16 protein-coding genes and 2 pseudogenes are annotated in these 15,779 nt (G+C 71.0%); 7 read left to right on the forward strand and 11 right to left on the reverse strand.

Annotated features, from left to right (window positions below):
• Positions 1-50 precede the first annotated feature (50 nt).
• The gene (msrA, locus tag ACFYQ5_RS13895) at positions 51-761 is read left to right on the forward strand and encodes a peptide-methionine (S)-S-oxide reductase MsrA (RefSeq protein ID WP_389197254.1); all 711 of its coding nucleotides are present in this window, start codon (positions 51-53) and stop codon (positions 759-761) included.
• Positions 762-913: 152 nt separating this feature from the next.
• Positions 914-1,111 (forward strand): annotated as a pseudogene (locus tag ACFYQ5_RS13900) (VOC family protein); the annotation flags it as partial.
• Positions 1,112-1,137: 26 nt separating this feature from the next.
• Here the strand turns inward: ACFYQ5_RS13900 and ACFYQ5_RS13905 are convergent.
• Positions 1,138-1,335 (reverse strand): hypothetical protein, encoded by a 198-nt coding sequence (locus ACFYQ5_RS13905; RefSeq protein ID WP_389197255.1) that lies wholly within the window; start codon positions 1,333-1,335, stop codon positions 1,138-1,140.
• 111 nt (positions 1,336-1,446) lie between these two features.
• Here ACFYQ5_RS13905 and ACFYQ5_RS13910 point away from each other — a divergent pair, with 111 nt between their 5' ends.
• Together ACFYQ5_RS13910 and ACFYQ5_RS13915 are read left to right on the forward strand one after the other, a co-directional pair.
• Positions 1,447-1,785, forward strand: a complete 339-nt coding sequence (locus ACFYQ5_RS13910; protein WP_389197257.1) for a hypothetical protein — start codon at positions 1,447-1,449, stop codon at positions 1,783-1,785.
• Between the two features lie 21 nt (positions 1,786-1,806).
• A complete protein-coding gene (locus ACFYQ5_RS13915) occupies positions 1,807-2,478 on the forward strand; it encodes a hypothetical protein (RefSeq protein WP_389197259.1) in 672 nt (223 codons plus the stop codon).
• Positions 2,479-2,494: 16 nt separating this feature from the next.
• Here ACFYQ5_RS13915 and ACFYQ5_RS13920 read toward each other — a convergent pair whose 3' ends face one another.
• From ACFYQ5_RS13920 to ACFYQ5_RS13940, 5 genes and pseudogenes are all read right to left on the reverse strand, one after another.
• The gene (locus ACFYQ5_RS13920) at positions 2,495-2,845 is read right to left on the reverse strand and encodes a helix-turn-helix domain-containing protein (protein ID WP_389197260.1); all 351 of its coding nucleotides are present in this window, start codon (positions 2,843-2,845) and stop codon (positions 2,495-2,497) included.
• A 231-nt stretch (positions 2,846-3,076) separates the two neighbouring features.
• Positions 3,077-4,456: an NADP-specific glutamate dehydrogenase gene (gene gdhA / locus ACFYQ5_RS13925; protein WP_389197262.1), complete on the reverse strand. Its 1,380-nt coding sequence runs from the start codon at positions 4,454-4,456 to the stop codon at positions 3,077-3,079.
• 283 nt (positions 4,457-4,739) lie between these two features.
• Positions 4,740-4,884 (reverse strand): annotated as a pseudogene (locus ACFYQ5_RS13930) (ATP-binding cassette domain-containing protein); the annotation flags it as partial.
• A gap of 182 nt (positions 4,885-5,066) precedes the next feature.
• A complete protein-coding gene (locus ACFYQ5_RS13935; RefSeq protein WP_389197263.1) occupies positions 5,067-6,335 on the reverse strand; it encodes an Ig-like domain-containing protein in 1,269 nt (422 codons plus the stop codon).
• A gap of 181 nt (positions 6,336-6,516) precedes the next feature.
• Positions 6,517-6,918, reverse strand: coding sequence for a hypothetical protein (locus ACFYQ5_RS13940; protein ID WP_389197265.1), 402 nt, complete (start codon positions 6,916-6,918; stop codon positions 6,517-6,519).
• Positions 6,919-7,026: 108 nt separating this feature from the next.
• Between ACFYQ5_RS13940 and ACFYQ5_RS13945 the strand changes: the two genes are divergently transcribed.
• Positions 7,027-7,347, forward strand: coding sequence for a hypothetical protein (locus ACFYQ5_RS13945; RefSeq protein ID WP_389197267.1), 321 nt, complete (start codon positions 7,027-7,029; stop codon positions 7,345-7,347).
• A gap of 55 nt (positions 7,348-7,402) precedes the next feature.
• Here the strand turns inward: ACFYQ5_RS13945 and hutH are convergent, their stop codons facing one another.
• The 3 genes from hutH to ACFYQ5_RS13960 form a co-directional block, all read right to left on the reverse strand.
• The gene (hutH, locus tag ACFYQ5_RS13950; RefSeq protein ID WP_389197269.1) at positions 7,403-8,953 is read right to left on the reverse strand and encodes a histidine ammonia-lyase; all 1,551 of its coding nucleotides are present in this window, start codon (positions 8,951-8,953) and stop codon (positions 7,403-7,405) included.
• Positions 8,954-9,019: 66 nt separating this feature from the next.
• Positions 9,020-10,177: a diguanylate cyclase domain-containing protein gene (locus ACFYQ5_RS13955; RefSeq protein ID WP_389197270.1), complete on the reverse strand. Its 1,158-nt coding sequence runs from the start codon at positions 10,175-10,177 to the stop codon at positions 9,020-9,022.
• 75 nt (positions 10,178-10,252) lie between these two features.
• The gene (locus ACFYQ5_RS13960; protein WP_389197272.1) at positions 10,253-11,065 is read right to left on the reverse strand and encodes an enoyl-CoA hydratase/isomerase family protein; all 813 of its coding nucleotides are present in this window, start codon (positions 11,063-11,065) and stop codon (positions 10,253-10,255) included.
• Positions 11,066-11,221: 156 nt separating this feature from the next.
• Here ACFYQ5_RS13960 and ACFYQ5_RS13965 point away from each other — a divergent pair, with 156 nt between their 5' ends.
• A complete protein-coding gene (locus ACFYQ5_RS13965; protein ID WP_389197274.1) occupies positions 11,222-11,650 on the forward strand; it encodes a hypothetical protein in 429 nt (142 codons plus the stop codon).
• 118 nt (positions 11,651-11,768) lie between these two features.
• Here the strand turns inward: ACFYQ5_RS13965 and ACFYQ5_RS13970 are convergent, their stop codons facing one another.
• Both ACFYQ5_RS13970 and ACFYQ5_RS13975 read right to left on the reverse strand, forming a co-directional pair.
• Positions 11,769-12,959: an adenylate/guanylate cyclase domain-containing protein gene (locus ACFYQ5_RS13970; RefSeq protein ID WP_389197276.1), complete on the reverse strand. Its 1,191-nt coding sequence runs from the start codon at positions 12,957-12,959 to the stop codon at positions 11,769-11,771.
• A 166-nt stretch (positions 12,960-13,125) separates the two neighbouring features.
• Positions 13,126-13,995 carry a biotin--[acetyl-CoA-carboxylase] ligase gene (locus tag ACFYQ5_RS13975; protein WP_389197278.1) on the reverse strand — a complete coding sequence of 290 codons (870 nt, stop codon included), beginning with the start codon at positions 13,993-13,995 and terminating at the stop codon, positions 13,126-13,128.
• Positions 13,996-14,192: 197 nt separating this feature from the next.
• Between ACFYQ5_RS13975 and ACFYQ5_RS13980 the strand changes: the two genes are divergently transcribed.
• On the forward strand, positions 14,193-15,773 hold the full coding sequence (locus tag ACFYQ5_RS13980; protein WP_389197280.1) for an acyl-CoA carboxylase subunit beta: 1,581 nt from the start codon (positions 14,193-14,195) through the stop codon (positions 15,771-15,773).
• Positions 15,774-15,779 lie beyond the last annotated feature (6 nt).

The raw sequence follows: 15,779 nt of genomic DNA on the forward strand, positions 1-15,779 counted from the left end.
CCCCCGCGGCGTTGTACGGAGCGAACCCCGACCCCCGGAGGAGCCCCCGCATGTTCCTGACCCACCGCACCCCGCAGCTCCCCACCCCGGAGGAGGCCCTGCGCGGTCGCCCCACCCCCGAGTTCACGGTGCCGTCCCGCCACACGGTCCTCGGCAACCCGCTGACCGGCCCGTACCCGCAGGGCCTGGAGGTCGCCGACTTCGCGCTGGGCTGCTTCTGGGGCGCCGAGCGCAAGTTCTGGCAGACGGAGGGCGTCTGGACGACGCTCGTCGGCTACCAGGGCGGCTACACCGAGAACCCGTCGTACGAGGAGGCCTGCTCGGGCCTGACCGGCCACACGGAGGCGGTCCGCGTCGTCTTCGACCCGGCGGTCGTGAGCTACGCGGATCTCCTGAAGCTCTTCTGGGAGTCCCACAACCCGACCCAGGGATTCCGCCAGGGCAACGACGTGGGTACGCAGTACCGCTCGGCGCTCTACCCCCACTCCCCTGAGCAGGCGGAGGCCGCGGAGGCGTCCCGCGCGGCGTACCAGCAGGTCCTGACGGGGGCCGGTTTCGGCACGATCACCACGGAGATCCTCCCGGCGGAGGGCCGCACCTTCTGGCCCGCCGAGGGATACCACCAGCAGTACCTCGACAAGAACCCCGACGGCTACTGCGGCATCGGCGGCACGGGCGCCACGCTGGAGTCCCCCTCGGAGACGAACTGGGGCCGCGCCTGCCCGACGGGCATCGCCCCGGCACCGACCACGGCGGAGTAACCGTCCGACGAGCTCGCGCCCTTCGGGGCGTGGGCTCGTTCGTTGTCGCCTGCCGCACCGGGGCCCGCAACGGACCTCGGTGAGCAGCACGCGCCACTACGGTGGACCGATGTCGTCGATCAGGAAGTTCCAGGTCACCTTCGACTGCGCGAAAGGCCGCCGAGAACCGGCTGCATCGTGACGTGCGGGTCGGCACCGGACTCGTGGGTGAAGAACGACTCGCCGCACTTGAAGCCGAATGCGCACGACTGGTCCCGCTCGGCGCAGTACACGTACGAACGTCGTACGACGGCAATGATTCGTGCATCCCGATGCTGGACATCGAGGCCGACGAATTCTGCATCGACTGAGAGGTACCGGTTGGAACGGCCCGCTCTCAGGTGGAAGGCCCGGTGCGGAGCCGCCGCGCGTCCCGCAAAAAAAGCGTGTAGGCAGCGCTGAGGAAGATCACGACTCCAGCCACGAACCAGAGGACCGACGCCCCCGAGCGGTACTCACGAACGGCAAGAACGAGCAGCACCACGCCGGCAACGACGCCGAAGGCCGAGATCAGAGCGCTTATGCGGTGAGTCACACAGACATCATCGACCACAACCTCGGCCGGCGGAAGCGATCCGGACGAACCGGCCCAGTTGGGTTGACCGGTCGGCGGCCTGTTGTCAGAGCCCGCTTCTATATTGGCGCCATGGAGATCACCCAGCAGATCCTCGCGGACGCCTGGCTGCGGACGGCCGCGCGGCATGCCCTGCTCGACGGGGTCGGGCTGCCGCCCGTGACGCTCTCGGAGGACGAGCTGGAGGAGTGGGTCTGGCGCGCCGAGGAGACGGGGGACGGCGGCCTGTTCCTGCTGCTCGGCCCCGGGTCGTCCAGGCCGCCCCCGCTGAACCGCCGGCCCCACGCCGGATCGATCCGGCCCAGCATGTCGGCGACCTCCCCGAGGCTGCCTCCGTGCTCCCGCATCGCGGCCTCGGCGACCAGGTACAGCACCCGTTCGAGGTCGCGGGTGGCGAAGACTTCACGGTAGGGACCGTGCCGGCCGTGCACCGTGCCGTCCTCGACGGTCGAGGCGTGCGGGCGCGATCCGCTGGAGGGGCTCGCCTGGATAGCCGGGTCCTGGCGTGACCAGGCCCCGTACACGACGCTTTCCTTCTACCGCGCGGCGCCCGGGCGGACCATCGACGCCGAGCGGCTGGCCCTGCTCTACGGGGCCGATCCCGCGCAGGTCGCCGCCGGTACCCGTCTGAAGGACCTGGAGGCCGTGGACAACGGCCGGGCCCACCGGGACCGGCAGTGGAAGAGCTGCTGCTTCGGTGAGGCGGGCGGGTGGACCTACCTGCTGCACCATGACACGCCTCCGGGGGCCTTCGCCGACAAGGAGGCGTACGCGGCGCTCGGGATCAAGGAGAACGTGTGGCTGACCGCCACCTCCGCGAAGGCCATCTACACCTTCGACTACATGCGGGACGGCCGCCCCGTCGCCGACGACATGAACGCGGTGGAGCTGATCTGGTACGAACGCGGCCGCGCCCCCTTCCTCCGGGGCGGCGAGCTGGACTTCGTCAACCGGGCCCTGCGCCGTGCCGAGCTGGACCACCCCGAACTGACCAACACGTTCGAGCTGTACTTCCACGCCTTGGAGGAGTCCCTCGGGCTGAGTCTGCCGCGCCGTGACTTCGCGGAGGGGGAGGTGCGGGCCGCGTACTGGGCCGGGGCCTGAGAGCTGTCCCGGCGGCTCAGGCGGCCAGCCGCACCTCGCCCATGGAGGGCCGGGCGGGTGCGGTCCGGCTGCTGTGCCTGGCGAGGTCCCGCTGGGCCAGGGACAGCACGTCGGCCAGCCCGAGACCGAGCGAGCGGGCCGCCGCGGCGAGGACCTCGGACGAGGCCTCCTTGCGGCCACGTTCGACCTCGGAGAGGTACGGCACGGAGATCCGGGCGTCCTCGGCCACGTCCTTGAGCGTCCGCTCCTGGGCGAGGCGCTCGCGGCGCAGGACGTCCCCGACGACGTCCCGCCAGAGGGGCTCCTTGGCGGGAGGAGCGGGGCGCAGGGGGATGACGCGGGCACGGTTCGGCGCGTGGCTGCTCATCGTCCCAGCCTAGGAGCGGTGTGCCCGGCGCGGGAGGGGAAAGCCTTCCGCGCCGGGCGGATCTGCTGACGGCAGAACGGCGTTGCCGCGAGGGGCCGTCAGCCGCCGATGTTGCCCTGCGGGCCGGCGTACTGCGCCAGCAGCGCGCAGGGACGTCCGCCGCCGGGTCGAGCGTGCAGCGGTAGTGGACGCCCGACGAAGCCCCCGGGGCTCCCGCCCCGAGCCTCACGGTCAGATCAGGCCCTGCGCCAGCATCGCGTCCGCGACCAGCTCGAAGCCCGCGATGTTCGCGCCCACCACGTAGTTGCCGGGGCTGCCGTACTTCTCGGCCGTGGTGTGGCAGGAGTCGTGGATGTGACGCATGATCTGCGCCAGCCGCTCCTCCGTGTGGGCGAAGGTCCAGGAGTCGCGCGAGGCGTTCTGCTGCATCTCCAGGGCGCTGGTGGCCACTCCGCCCGCGTTGGCCGCCTTGCCGGGGGCGAAGGCGACGCCCGCCTTCTGGAGGATCTGGACGGCGTCGGGGGTGGTGGGCATGTTGGCGCCCTCGGCGACCGCCTTCACCCCGTTGCGTACGAGGGCGAGGGCGTCGGTCTCGTGGAGTTCGTTCTGGGTGGCGCAGGGCAGTGCCACGTCGACGGGGACGTTCCAGACGCCCGTTCCTTCGACGTACCGCACCGTCTCGCCGCGCCGCTCGGCGTACTCGGAGATCCGGCCGCGGCCCGTCTCCTTGATCTCCTTGAGCAGTTCGAGGTCGATGCCCTTCTCGTCCACGACGTAGCCGCCCGAGTCGGAACAGGTCACGACGGTCGCGCCGAGCTGCTGGGCCTTCTCGATGGCGTAGATGGCCACGTTGCCGGAGCCGGACACCGCGACGCGCTGGCCGTCGAGGGACTCGCCGCGCACGCGCAGCATTTCGGCGGTGAACAGGACGCACCCGTAGCCGGTCGCCTCGGTGCGCGCCTGGGCGCCTCCCCAGCCGAGGCCCTTTCCGGTGAGGACACCGGACTCGTAGCGGTTGGTGATCCGCTTGTACTGGCCGAAGAGGTAGCCGATCTCCCGGCCGCCGACGCCGATGTCACCGGCGGGGACATCGGTGTACTCACCCAGGTGGCGGTGGAGTTCGGTCATGAACGACTGGCAGAAGCGCATGACTTCGGCGTCCGAGCGGCCCTTGGGGTCGAAGTCCGCCCCGCCCTTGCCGCCGCCGATCGGCATGCCGGTGAGGGCGTTCTTGAAGATCTGCTCGAAGCCGAGGAACTTCACGATGCCGAGGTTGACCGAGGGGTGGAAGCGCAGTCCGCCCTTGTACGGGCCGAGCGAGCTGGAGAATTCGACGCGGAAGCCACGGTTGACGTGGATGTCACCGGCGTCGTCCGACCACGGCACGCGGAAGATGAGCTGGCGCTCGGGCTCGCAGATGCGCTCGATGATGCGGGCGTCGACGAACTCCGGGCGCTGCGCCAGCACGGGGCCCAGGGTTTCGAGGACCTCGCGCACCGCCTGGTGGAACTCGCCCTCGCCCTGGTTGCGCCGCAGGATCTCCGCGTAGAGCGGCTCGATGACGCGGTTCTCGGCGGTGCGCGGGGTGAGGGAGTCGGAGCTGACCGGCATCTGATCAAGACCTTCCGTGGGTGGGATCGTGCGCGTCGGCGCTCCCTGTCCCCGGAGGCGCCACCGGCCCGTGGGGGCCGTTGCACCCGGCAAGTCTCGCAGCGCTGCCCGGCCCGGCCCGGGCGACATCCACGGAGCGAGCACAATTGCTCGCCCGGTATGAGGGCTTCCATCCCCTTACACCCGCTCCGGCCAGGACGGCGGGCCGCGCGACGCCCACGTCGCGGGGCCGCGCGGGTGGCGAACCTCACAGCCGGAGGAGGGCGGCTGTGAGGCTCGCGCCGTCGAGGGTGCCGGTCGGTTCGTCGGCGAGCAGCACCTTCGGCCGCTTCACCAGCGCCCGGGCGATCGCGACGCGCTGCTCCAGGGCTTCCGCCGCGCGTTCGCGGGCGGGTCTTCGCACCGAGGCCTGAGGGGACGAGCGCGGTCGTCGACGCCGCCTACGCCATGGAAGAACATGGCGCGAAGACATGGAGCGGGCGTGATGAGGAGTCAAGTCTCCGATGAGGGCGGGATGAGAACGCTGCCGGCGGCCCTACGCCGAAGGCGGCGGCGCCCGGAAGAATCCGGATGCCGCCGCCTTCGGAGGGGAAAGAGCGAGGTCAGGGTGTCAGGCGGCGGAGCCCGCCGTCCACTCCGACCAGTTCATGTTCCAGCCGTTGAGGCCGTTGTCCGCCGCGATGGTCTTGTCCGGGGAGTTCTTGACGATGACCACGTCGCCGAGCATGGAGTTGTTGTAGAACCAGGCACCGGCCGTACCCGGGTCGTCGGCGCCCTTGGTGTCGGACAGGCCGACGCAGCCGTGGCTGGTGTTGGCGCTGCCGAAGATCGACTTGGCACCCCAGTAGTTGCCGTGGATGAAGGTGCCCGACGTGGACAGCCGCATGGCGTGCGGCACGTCCTTGATGTCGTACTCACCCTTGCCGTCGTCGTCCGTGAAGCCGACCGTCGAACCGTCCATGCGGGTCTCCTTGAACTTCTCGGAGATCACCATCTGGCCGTTGTACGTCGGGTTGTCCGACGAACCGGCGGAGATCGGGATGGTCTTGATCGTCTTGCCGTCCTGGGTGACGGTCATGGTGTGCGCCTTGGCGTCCACGGTGGAGACCTGGTTACGGCCGACCTTGAAGGTGACCGTCTTCTGCTGCACGCCCACGACGCCGTCGGCGCCCTCGACGCCGTCCAGCGCCAGCTTCAGCGTGACGGTGGAGCCGCCCTGCCAGTAGTCCTCGGGGCGCAGGTCCAGGCGCTTGCTGTTGAACCAGTGGCCGACGACTTCCTGACCGCTGCTCGACGTCACCGTGATGCCGTCCTGGACGACCTTCCGGTTCGTGATCTCCTTGTTGAAGTTGATCGAGACCGGCATGCCCACGCCGACGGTGGAACCGTCCTCGGGGGTGAAGTTGCCGATGAAGCTGTTCTCCGGCGAGACGGTCGTGAAGGAGCTGTTGGCGTGCGCCTCACGGTCCTTGGAGTCCGTCGCGGTCGCACTGATCTTGTACGTCGTCGAACGCTCGAGCTGCCCGCTCGGCTTCCAGCTGGAGCCGTCGCCCGCGAGGGCGCCCTCGACGGCGTCACCCCCCGCGGTGGTCATGGTGACCTCGGTCAGCTTGCCCTTGGCGACGGTGACCATCGCCGCGTTGTTGATGCTCGCGTCGGTCGCGCCGTTCTTCGGCGCGATCGTTATCTGCGCCTCGGAGGCATCCTTGGCGGCCGCTTCGTCCACCTGCGCCTGTGACGTCTTCGAGCTGTCGGAACTCGCGCTGCCCGATCCGCCGTCGTCGCTACAGGCGGAAAGCACCAGTACGCCGCCGAGCAGTGCGGACGCGGTCATGAGGCCCCTGCGCCGCTTGCTGTCCGTCATCACACGCTTCTCCATCGTTGCCGATTCCCCAAGATCCCCGGACAGGGTCGCCCGACGGCGATCCCCCGTCAATGTTCCAAGAACACCGTGACCGGGTCTTCCGTTCCACATCCACCGAAGATGTGGGGAACACCACTCATCGACGCACCCCTGACCACGGCGGTTCCCGCCACCTGTGAGGAGTGCCCCGTGGGCGTCAGCGTTCCGTGTGCGCGCCGCCTTCCTCGTCGTCCGTCTCATTGTCCTCGATCCCGTAGTACGCCTCGTCCCCGTCCTCTCCGGCGGCCCAGTCCTCGGCGTCCGGGTCGTAGTCGATCGACTCGCTGCTCCAGGAGGCCTGGGCGAGCTCGACCCCGGGCACCTGGCTGACCAGATCGAAAGGGTCGATCAGCGAGGCGAGGGCCTCCGCTGCGTCTTCCCTGACCGTCTCCTCGGCATGCGTACGTTCCTCGGCGGACCCATCGGCGGAGACTCCGCCGGCGGTGAAGTCGGCGGCGATGCTCTCCAGCGCCGTTCCGGTCAGGGCGTCCGCGTCGCTGATCTCCAGCACCATCTCCACGCGAAGCCGAACAAATGAGGGTGTCTGCGAAGTGCTCATACGCCGGAGCGTAAGGCCCTGAGGAGGTGCGAGTTTCCTCCGACCCGCTGCTTTGCTTAGCATCGGCCCACGGGGCTAACTGATGGCTGTCGCAAGGGGATCGATTCTGTGTCCATCGCTCGTCGCACGCTGCTGACCACCACAGCGGCAGGCACCCTGCTCTGCGCTCTCTGGTTCGTTCCCTCCGCGAAAGCGACCGACGGAACAGGCCCGCAGAGTGGTTCCACCGGCTCGTCCGCCGGTTCCTCCACCGAGGCCCGACAGGCCTCCGTCACGGGGGAGTTCACCTCCGACGACACGCTCGCCGACACAGGGGCGGGCCTCGACACGACTCCGTACCTGATCGGCGGCGCGGTCTCGCTGTGCGTCGGCGCGGGGTTCGTCGTGTACTCGGTGCGCCGGGGCGGGATGCCGGTCACCGGCATCTGAGGCAGGTGAAGGGCTGCCGCACCCGTACGGGTGCGGCAGCCCTTCGCGTACGGGCTCAGGCCAGCGGGCCGGTCACCGCCTCCACGGCCGCGACCAGCTTCCCCTCCCGCACGAAGGCGTCGGCGGCGGCCAGGTCCGGGGAGAGGTAGCGGTCGGGGCCGGGCCCTTCGACACCAGCGGCCCGCAGCGCCCCGATGACGGCCTGCGAGGCGGGCGCGGGGGTCAGCCCCTCGGCGGCACGCAGCTCGACGGCACGCGTGGCGGCGTACAGCTCGACGGCCACGATCCGCGCGAGGCCGGTGACGGCGGTGCGCAGCTTCCGCGCGGCCGACCAGCCCATGGAGACGTGGTCCTCCTGCATCGCGGAGGACGGGATCGAGTCGACGGACGCCGGGACCGCGAGCCGCTTCAGCTCGCTGACCAGGGCGGCCTGCGTGTACTGGGCGATCATCAGCCCCGAGTCGACCCCGGCGTCGTCGGCGAGGAACGGCGGCAGCCCGTGCGAGCGGTTCTTGTCCAGCAGCCGGTCCGTGCGGCGCTCGGTGATCGAGCCGAGGTCGGCGGCGACGATCGCCAGGAAGTCCAGGACGTACGCCACGGGGGCACCGTGGAAGTTGCCGTTGGACTCGACCCTGCCGTCCGGAAGCACGACCGGGTTGTCGACGGCCGAGGCCAGCTCGCGGTCCGCGACGAGCCGCCCGTGCGCGAGGGTGTCGCGTCCGGCGCCGTTGACCTGCGGTGCGCAGCGTACGGAGTAGGCGTCCTGGACCCGTGGCGCGTCGTCCTGATGGTGGCCCGTGAGACCCGACCCGGCGAGCACCCGCAGCATGTTGTCGGCGGAGATGCCCTGGCCGGGGTGCGGGCGGATGGCGTGCAGCTCCGGGGCGAGGACCCGGTCCGTGCCGAGGAGCGCCTCCAGGGAGAGCGCCGCCGTGATGTCCGCGCTGGTGTAGAGGTTCTTCAGGTCCGCCAGGGCCATGACGAGCATCCCGAGCATGCCGTCGGTGCCGTTGAGGAGGGCGAGGCCCTCCTTCTCGCGCAGTTCGACGGGGGTGATGCCGTGCGCCGCGAGGAGCTCACCGGCCGGCCGCACGGTGCCGTCGGGGCCCTCCGCCTCGCCCTCGCCCATCAGGGTCAGGGCGCAGTGCGAGAGCGGGGCGAGGTCGCCGGAGCAGCCGAGCGAGCCGTATTCGTGGACGACGGGGGTGATGCCCGCGTTGAGCACGTCGGCCATGGTCTGCGCGACTTCCGGGCGTACGCCGGTGTGGCCGGAGGCGAGCGTCTTCAGCCGGAGGAACATCAGCGCGCGGACGACCTCGCGTTCGACGTGGGGGCCCATGCCCGCCGCGTGCGAGCGGACGATGTTGCGCTGCAGCTGCGCCCTGAGATCCGGGCTGATGTGCCGGCTGGCGAGAGCACCGAAGCCGGTGGAGACGCCGTAGACCGGCTCGGGCTTGGCGGCGAGGGCGTCGACGATCTCCCGGGCGGCGGCGAGCGCCTCGACGGCGGCTGCGGAGAGCTCGACCCGGGCGCCCTGGCGGGCCACGGCGACGACGTCCTCGGCGGTGGTCCCGGACGTCCCCACCACGACTGTATGCATATCCATATTCAGAAGCGTACGGACTGAAAGCCCTCGTGTCACGAGTGGTCGCGCGGTGGACCCCTTACGCCCTCACCCGGGCTGATTGCCGCGCAGCCTGCGGCGGTCGTGGGGGGACTTGGGCGGGGAGTCCGCGAGCCGGATCACCTCACCGTCGCGCCCGGCGACCACCGGCCTCCTGGAGTGGGCGGCCTTCGCCTGGTACTGGGCGGCGTCCGCCAGCCGGAAGAGCCGACGGGCGGACGGGACCGGGCCGATGTCGTCACCCGTGGACGCGACCCCGCAGGCGACCCCGTCGCCGAGCTCCAGGGCGACGGCCCGCGCGCAGAGCTCCTCGGACACCCGGACCACGTCGTCCGCCGGGGGACCCACGGCGAGCAGACAGAACTCGTCCCCGCCCAGGCGTGCGGACAGCGCGCCGGGGAGCATCGCGCCGCAGAGCGAGAGCACGGAGCCGAAACGTTCCAGCAGGCGATCGCCGACCGCGTGGCCATGCGTGTCGTTGACCACCTTGAGCCCGTTCACGTCGCAGACGACCAGGCTGACCACGGCACCCTCCGCGCGGTGCCGGTCCAGCGCCTCGTCGAGGCGCAGGTCGACGGCCCTGCGGTTCGCGAGGCCGGTCAGCGGATCGGTGAAGGCCAGCTTGCGGACCTCCTCCAGGCGCTCGGTCTGCGCGATACCCGCCGCGACGACGGCCGCCAGCACGGTCGCGAAGTCCGCGTCGTCCCGGTCGAACACCGGAGCACCCGCCGGACGGGCCACATACAGCTCCCCCCAGGCCCGCCCGTGCAGCACGATCGGCGCCACCACACAGCAGCCCCGCCCACGCCTGCGCAGCGCCGCGACCCGCTGGTGACAGTACGGACGGGCGCCCCGGGCCGGCGCACCGGCGGCCGGTGCGCCGTCGGCGGTCTCCACCCAGGCATCGGGCTCACCGCCGCCCGCCCAGCGCTCGTGCAGGAACTCGGTGATCTCCGGGAACTGGTGCACGGGATAGGCCTCGGCCTCGGGGAACTCCTCCTCCCCTTCGGCCCGCTCCCCCGCGTTCACCAGCACACGGAGCCTGCCCTGCTCCCGCTCCCACACGGAGAGGGCGGCGAAGCTGCCTCCCAGCGCCTCGCACGCACCCACCGCCGCGGCGCGCCAGGACTCTCGCGGCGTGTAGGCCGCCGCCATCGTCTGTGCCAGTCCCACCACAGCGCGCAGCCGTGCATCATCACCGCCCATCACCCCAGTTTAGGGAGGTTTACGGCGATGTGATCAGTTGGCGGCGCTGATGATCTTCGGGTGGCCGGGCCGGCCCTACTCGCCGGGCCAGCTGGGCTTCCGCTTCTCGTTGAACGCGGCGACGCCCTCGGCCCGGTCCCCGGAGAAGGCCACGGACCGCCAGGCGGCGTCCTCCACCTCGAGCCCGGCCCGCAGGTCCAGCCCCTGCCCCAGCCGCAGCGCCCGCTTGGCGGCCCGGAGCCCCACCGGCGAGTTCGCCGCGATCCGGGCACCGAGGGCCAGCGCCTCCGCACGGTCCCGGCCCGCCTCGACCAGCTCGTCGACCAGGCCCAGCTCGCGCGCCTCGGCCGCCTCCACCCGCCGTGCGCTGAAGACCAGCTCGGCGGCGCGCGCCGCGCCGACCCGGCGGGGCAGCAGCTGCGTACCGCCGCCGCCCGGGATGACGCCGACGGACACCTCGGGAAGGCCGACCACGGCGGTGCGGTCGGCCACGATCACGTCACAGGCCAGGGCGAGCTCGAAGCCGCCACCGAGGGCGTAGCCGTGCACGGCGGCGACGACCGGCATCGGCAGCTCCAGCACGCCGGTGTACGCGGCCCTCGCCGTGGGCCGCTGCCGTACGAGCTCGGCGTCGGTGAAGGAGTTCCGCTCCTTGAGGTCCGCGCCCACGCAGAAGGCCCGCTCATGACTGGAGGTGAGCACGGTCGCCCGCACCCCCTGATCGGCGCCGAGCGCGGCACAGGCCTCCGCGATGGCGCGCGCCATCGCGGTGCTCACGGCGTTCATGGCCTCGGGCCGGTCGAGCACCAGCTCGGCGACGTGATCCTGACCCTCGTGCCGCCGTACGACGACGAAATCCCCGAACCTCTGCTCCGACGTGACACCCATGACTGCACCCCTCCGGTTAACGAGCGTTACCGGGATCCTAGGCGGAGGCCCGCCCGGCGGGGCCTGTTCCCCTCCCCGCCGGGAAAATGCGGAGGTTTCGCGCTCAAGGATTGAAGACCGCACCTGTCGGCCGCGTGCGGGGCGACCATCTGGAACATGAAGAGGACTCTCGCTCTCGCCTCCGTCGTCCTGGCCACCGTCGCCTTGGCCTCACCGGCCCAGGCCGCCCCTGGGAACACCCCGGCACGGGCCTGCTCGCTGGGCACGGTCGATCTCAAGAACCCCCCGCTCGGCTATCCCGTCGAAAGGATCGAGGAACTGGCGGCCCGGTTAGGGCTGGGGGCGCTTCCCACCGGCCTCGGCATCGGCTGCGACAAGGCGGTGCGGACCGACCCGTACTCCGACGTCCACTCCTACCCCCATGACGGCCCGGTCGTGCTCCGGGCCGGCGAAACCGCTCGGACCCAGCTGTACTGCACCGACTCGGTCGCCGTTTTCGGCAAGATCCTCGACACCGTACCGGTGGAGACGCTCGTGGTGATCGGATCAGGGTGCGTCGTGCAGGCGAACCCGATCATCATCTAGCACGCGCCCTCGCCCGGAGCGGAGGGTTGTACCGGGCGGTTTCGCGGGCCTGCTCCGGGCGCCCGCCCAGGGGTCGCCGGGCGGGCTCGACGACGCCTGCCCGGCCTCCCCGCACGTGTCAGGTCGACGCCTTGCCGCGCCGGGCCAGCAGCCACGGTTCCACCACGCCCAGCCCCCGCACCGGCCGCTGCCACATCGGCTGCAGCCCGAAGCGGTACGTCGGCCGCGGTGGCTCCGCGTCCGGGCGGTGGCCCTCCTTCTCCGCCAGCCGGGCCCGCTCGGCCGCCGCAGCGGTCTCCTCGGCCTCGGAGGCGGGGGCGTCGCCGTTCCTGATCAGCTCCGCGGCGAACGCGCCGTCGACCAGCACCGCGTCCTTGGGCGCTATCGACGTGAGCCGACTGGCCAGATTCACCGTCGTACCGAACACGTCACCCATGCGCGTGGTGACCGTGCCGAACGCGATGCCGACCCGCAGCGCGGGCATCGTCGTGTCCTGGGCCATCGCCTCGACCAGCCGGAGCGCTATCTCGCCCGCCGTACCCGCGTCGTCCGCGGCGAAGAGGACCTCGTCGCCCAGGGTCTTGATGAGCCGTCCGCCGTGCGCGGCGACCAGGTCGGCCGAGGTCGTCTCGAAGGCCTCGACCAGCTCGCCGAGCTTCTCCTCCTCCAGCCGGCGGGTCAGCCGGGTGAAGCCGACGAGGTCGGCGAAGCCCACGGCCAGGCGACGGTCGACCATCTCCTCGTCGTCCCCGGTCTGCACGACCCGGCCCGTGGCGGCGGCGAGCTGGCGCCGCCACACGTAGACCAGGAATTCCTGCAGCTCGGGAAGGAGCAGCTCGACCAGCGGATAGGTGACCTCGGTCCGGGTCATGCCCGGCTCGGGAGGCTCGGTCAGGCCCTCCAGGAAGGAGTCGATCTGCCACTCCGCCAGCCGGGCGGTGGTCTGCCCGGTCGACCGGGCCACCTGGATCGCCATCGGCTCGCTGAGCAGTCCGGCCTCCACCAGACCGGCGAGCCGGCGCAGCGCCAGCACGTCGGCCTCGGTGAGCGCCTTGGCCTGCCCGATGTCGGCGAAGCCCATCGCCCGCCAGAAACGGGACGCCAGGTCCATGGAGACCCCGGCCGTCCTGGCCGCCTGGAACGGCGTGTAGCGGCGGTCGGCCCCCAGGATCAGGGCCTCCAGCCGGATGGCGAGCGGGTCGTCCGTCGGTTCGGCCGTGTGGTCGACCTCGTGATGCGGTGTCGAGTGGACGGACGGTCCCGACGAGGGCTCCGCGCCGTCGTCGGAGTTCGTGTCGTCGACGGTCACCGGCCGCCTCCTGCCCGTTCCCTGCGCACTGCCCTGCCGATCTGTCGCTGGATCGCCTCAACGATACGGCAGGTGTGCCCTGGCTCACGTCCTGGTGGCGTGGTTCTCTCCTGATCCGGCGTCCCGCGCGTACGTGACATCACCCGTAGGTGCGGGGCCGCCGGGATCAGACGAGGCCGCCTTCCTCCCCGCGCAGGTGGACGATGTCCCCGGCCGAGACGGGCTCCTGGAGCCCGTCGCCCGTGGCCAGCACGAGCCGTCCGTCGCCGTCGATCGCGACGGCCTCGCCGACGACGGACCGGTCGCCCGGCAGCTCGGCCCGCACCGTCCGGTCGAGTGTGGCGCAGCCCGCCGCGTAGGCCGCCTGGAGCCCACTGTCGGCGGCGTCACCGTTCGCGTCGCGCCATTGCGTGTACCACTGCTCCAGTGAACGCAGGACGGCCCGGAGCAAGGTCTCGCGGTCGGTGGAGACCGCTCCGGCGAGCGACAGCGAACCCGCGTGCGGTGCGGGCAGCTCGGCCGCGCGCAACGACACGTTGAGGCCGATACCGATGACGACGCCGTCCCCGGCCCGCTCGGCGAGGATCCCGCCGGTCTTGCGCTCCGTGCCGCCGATCGTCACCAGGAGGTCGTTGGGCCATTTCAGTGCCATGTCGACGCCCGCCGACTGCGCGAGGCCCGTCGCGGCCGCGACACCGGTCAGCAGCGGCAGCCAGCCCCAGCGTTCGACGGGTACGTCGCCGGGGACCAGGTACACCGAGAGGAAGAGGCCCGAGCGGGGCGGCGCCGTCCAGGTCCGGTCGAGGCGTCCCCGGCCGGCGGTCTGCTCCTCGGCGACCAGCACCGCGCCTTCGGCCAGACCGCCGGCGGCGGCCTGTGCCGCGAGGTCGGAATTGGTGGAGCCGGTCGCCTCGACGACGTCGAACGAGGTCCACAGCCCGTCGGGCTTCAGCAGCCCGCGGCGGAGCGCCGCGACGTTCAGGGGCGGTCTGTCGAGGTCCGACCAGCGGTTGTGCGGCGCATCAGGAGGTGTCATGCAACCCACATTAGGTGTGGCAAACGACGCACTGCCGAACCGTATCCGCGCCGATACGCTACGGGTCAGTAGCCAAGAGGTCGCGCGGACCGCGCGACCTCCAGGCCGACGAGCAGGTAGCCGTCGAGCACGCAGGGTCCAGCACTTCTGCTGGACACACCAGCCATCCCCGTGATCAGGCAGGGAGCCGCCACCCGATGTCCGAGCCGCAGAGCGATATCCACACCACCGCGGGCAAGATCGCGGACCTGCAGCGCCGTATCGAAGAGGCCACACACGCAGGTTCCGCACGTGCCGTCGAGAAGCAGCACGCGAAGGGCAAGCTGACCGCCCGGGAGCGGGTCGGTCTCCTGCTCGACGAAGGTTCTTTCGTGGAGCTCGACGAGTTCGCACGGCACCGGTCCACCAATTTCGGGATCGAGAAGAACCGCCCCTACGGGGACGGCGTCGTCACCGGTTACGGCACGGTCGACGGCCGTCCCGTCTGCGTGTACTCGCAGGACTTCACGATCTTCGGCGGCTCGCTCGGCGAGGTCTACGGCGAGAAGATCGTCAAGGTCATGGACTTCGCGATGAAGACCGGCTGCCCGGTGATCGGCATCAACGACGGCGGCGGCGCGCGCATCCAGGAGGGGGTGGCCGCCCTCGGGCTGTTCGCCGAGATCTTCCGCCGCAACGTGCACGCCTCGGGTGTCGTCCCGCAGATCTCCCTGATCGTCGGACCGTGCGCGGGCGGCGCGGTCTACTCCCCCGCGATCACCGACTTCACGGTCATGGTCGACCAGACCTCGCACATGTTCATCACCGGCCCGGACGTCATCAAGACGGTCACCGGTGAGGACGTCGGCTTCGAGGAACTGGGCGGCGCCCGCACGCACAACACCACGTCCGGCGTGGCCCACCACATGGCGGGTGACGAGAAGGACGCCATCGAGTACGTCAAGTCCCTGCTGTCCTACCTCCCGTCGAACAACCTCTCGGAGGCGCCGGCCTTCCCGGAGGAGGCGGACCTGGAGACCACGGACGAGGACCGCGAGCTCGACACCCTCATCCCGGACTCGGCGAACCAGCCGTACGACATGCACACCGCGATCGAGCACGTGCTCGACGACGGTGAGTTCCTGGAGACGCAGGCGCTGTTCGCGCCGAACATCCTCACCGGCTTCGGACGCGTCGAGGGCTACCCGGTCGGCATCGTCGCCAACCAGCCGATGCAGTTCGCCGGCTGTCTGGACATCAACGCGAGCGAGAAGGCCGCGCGCTTCGTCCGCACGTGCGACGCGTTCAACGTGCCGGTCCTCACCTTCGTCGACGTCCCCGGCTTCCTGCCGGGCGTCGACCAGGAGTACGGCGGCATCATCCGGCGCGGTGCCAAGCTGATCTACGCGTACGCGGAGGCGACCGTCCCGCTGATCACGGTCATCACCCGCAAGGCGTTCGGCGGCGCGTACGACGTCATGGGGTCCAAGCACCTGGGCGCCGACCTGAATCTGGCCTGGCCGACCGCGCAGATCGCGGTGATGGGCGCGCAGGGCGCGGTCAACATCCTGCACCGCCGCACGATCGCCGCCGCGGAGGACCAGGACGCCATCCGCGCCGAGCTGATGGCCGACTACGAGGACGCCCTCCTCAACCCGTACGTCGCGGCCGAGCGCGGCTACGTCGACGCGGTGATCATGCCGGCCGACACCCGGGCCCACCTCGTGAAGGGCCTGCGCCAGCTCCGTACGAAGCGCGAGTCTCTGCCGCCGAAGAAGCACGGCAACATCCCCCTCTAACCACCG

The organism is Streptomyces sp. NPDC005794 (assembly GCF_042871445.1).
Lineage (GTDB): Bacteria > Actinomycetota > Actinomycetes > Streptomycetales > Streptomycetaceae > Streptomyces.

Bases quoted from the DNA above. Each gene is read 5' to 3' on its own strand.
- ACFYQ5_RS13975 (WP_389197278.1), bottom strand. From the start codon at position 13,995: ATGACACCTCCTGATGCGCCGCACAACCGCTGGTCGGACCTCGACAGA.
- ACFYQ5_RS13980 (WP_389197280.1), top strand. From the start codon at position 14,193: ATGTCCGAGCCGCAGAGCGATATCCACACCACCGCGGGCAAGATCGCG.
- ACFYQ5_RS13940 (WP_389197265.1), bottom strand. From the start codon at position 6,918: ATGAGCACTTCGCAGACACCCTCATTTGTTCGGCTTCGCGTGGAGATG.
- ACFYQ5_RS13965 (WP_389197274.1), top strand. From the start codon at position 11,222: ATGAAGAGGACTCTCGCTCTCGCCTCCGTCGTCCTGGCCACCGTCGCC.
- ACFYQ5_RS13960 (WP_389197272.1), bottom strand. From the start codon at position 11,065: ATGGGTGTCACGTCGGAGCAGAGGTTCGGGGATTTCGTCGTCGTACGG.
- ACFYQ5_RS13955 (WP_389197270.1), bottom strand. From the start codon at position 10,177: ATGGGCGGTGATGATGCACGGCTGCGCGCTGTGGTGGGACTGGCACAG.
- gdhA (WP_389197262.1), bottom strand. From the start codon at position 4,456: ATGCCGGTCAGCTCCGACTCCCTCACCCCGCGCACCGCCGAGAACCGC.
- ACFYQ5_RS13920 (WP_389197260.1), bottom strand. From the start codon at position 2,845: ATGAGCAGCCACGCGCCGAACCGTGCCCGCGTCATCCCCCTGCGCCCC.
- ACFYQ5_RS13935 (WP_389197263.1), bottom strand. From the start codon at position 6,335: ATGGAGAAGCGTGTGATGACGGACAGCAAGCGGCGCAGGGGCCTCATG.
- msrA (WP_389197254.1), top strand. From the start codon at position 51: ATGTTCCTGACCCACCGCACCCCGCAGCTCCCCACCCCGGAGGAGGCC.
- ACFYQ5_RS13910 (WP_389197257.1), top strand. From the start codon at position 1,447: ATGGAGATCACCCAGCAGATCCTCGCGGACGCCTGGCTGCGGACGGCC.
- hutH (WP_389197269.1), bottom strand. From the start codon at position 8,953: ATGGATATGCATACAGTCGTGGTGGGGACGTCCGGGACCACCGCCGAG.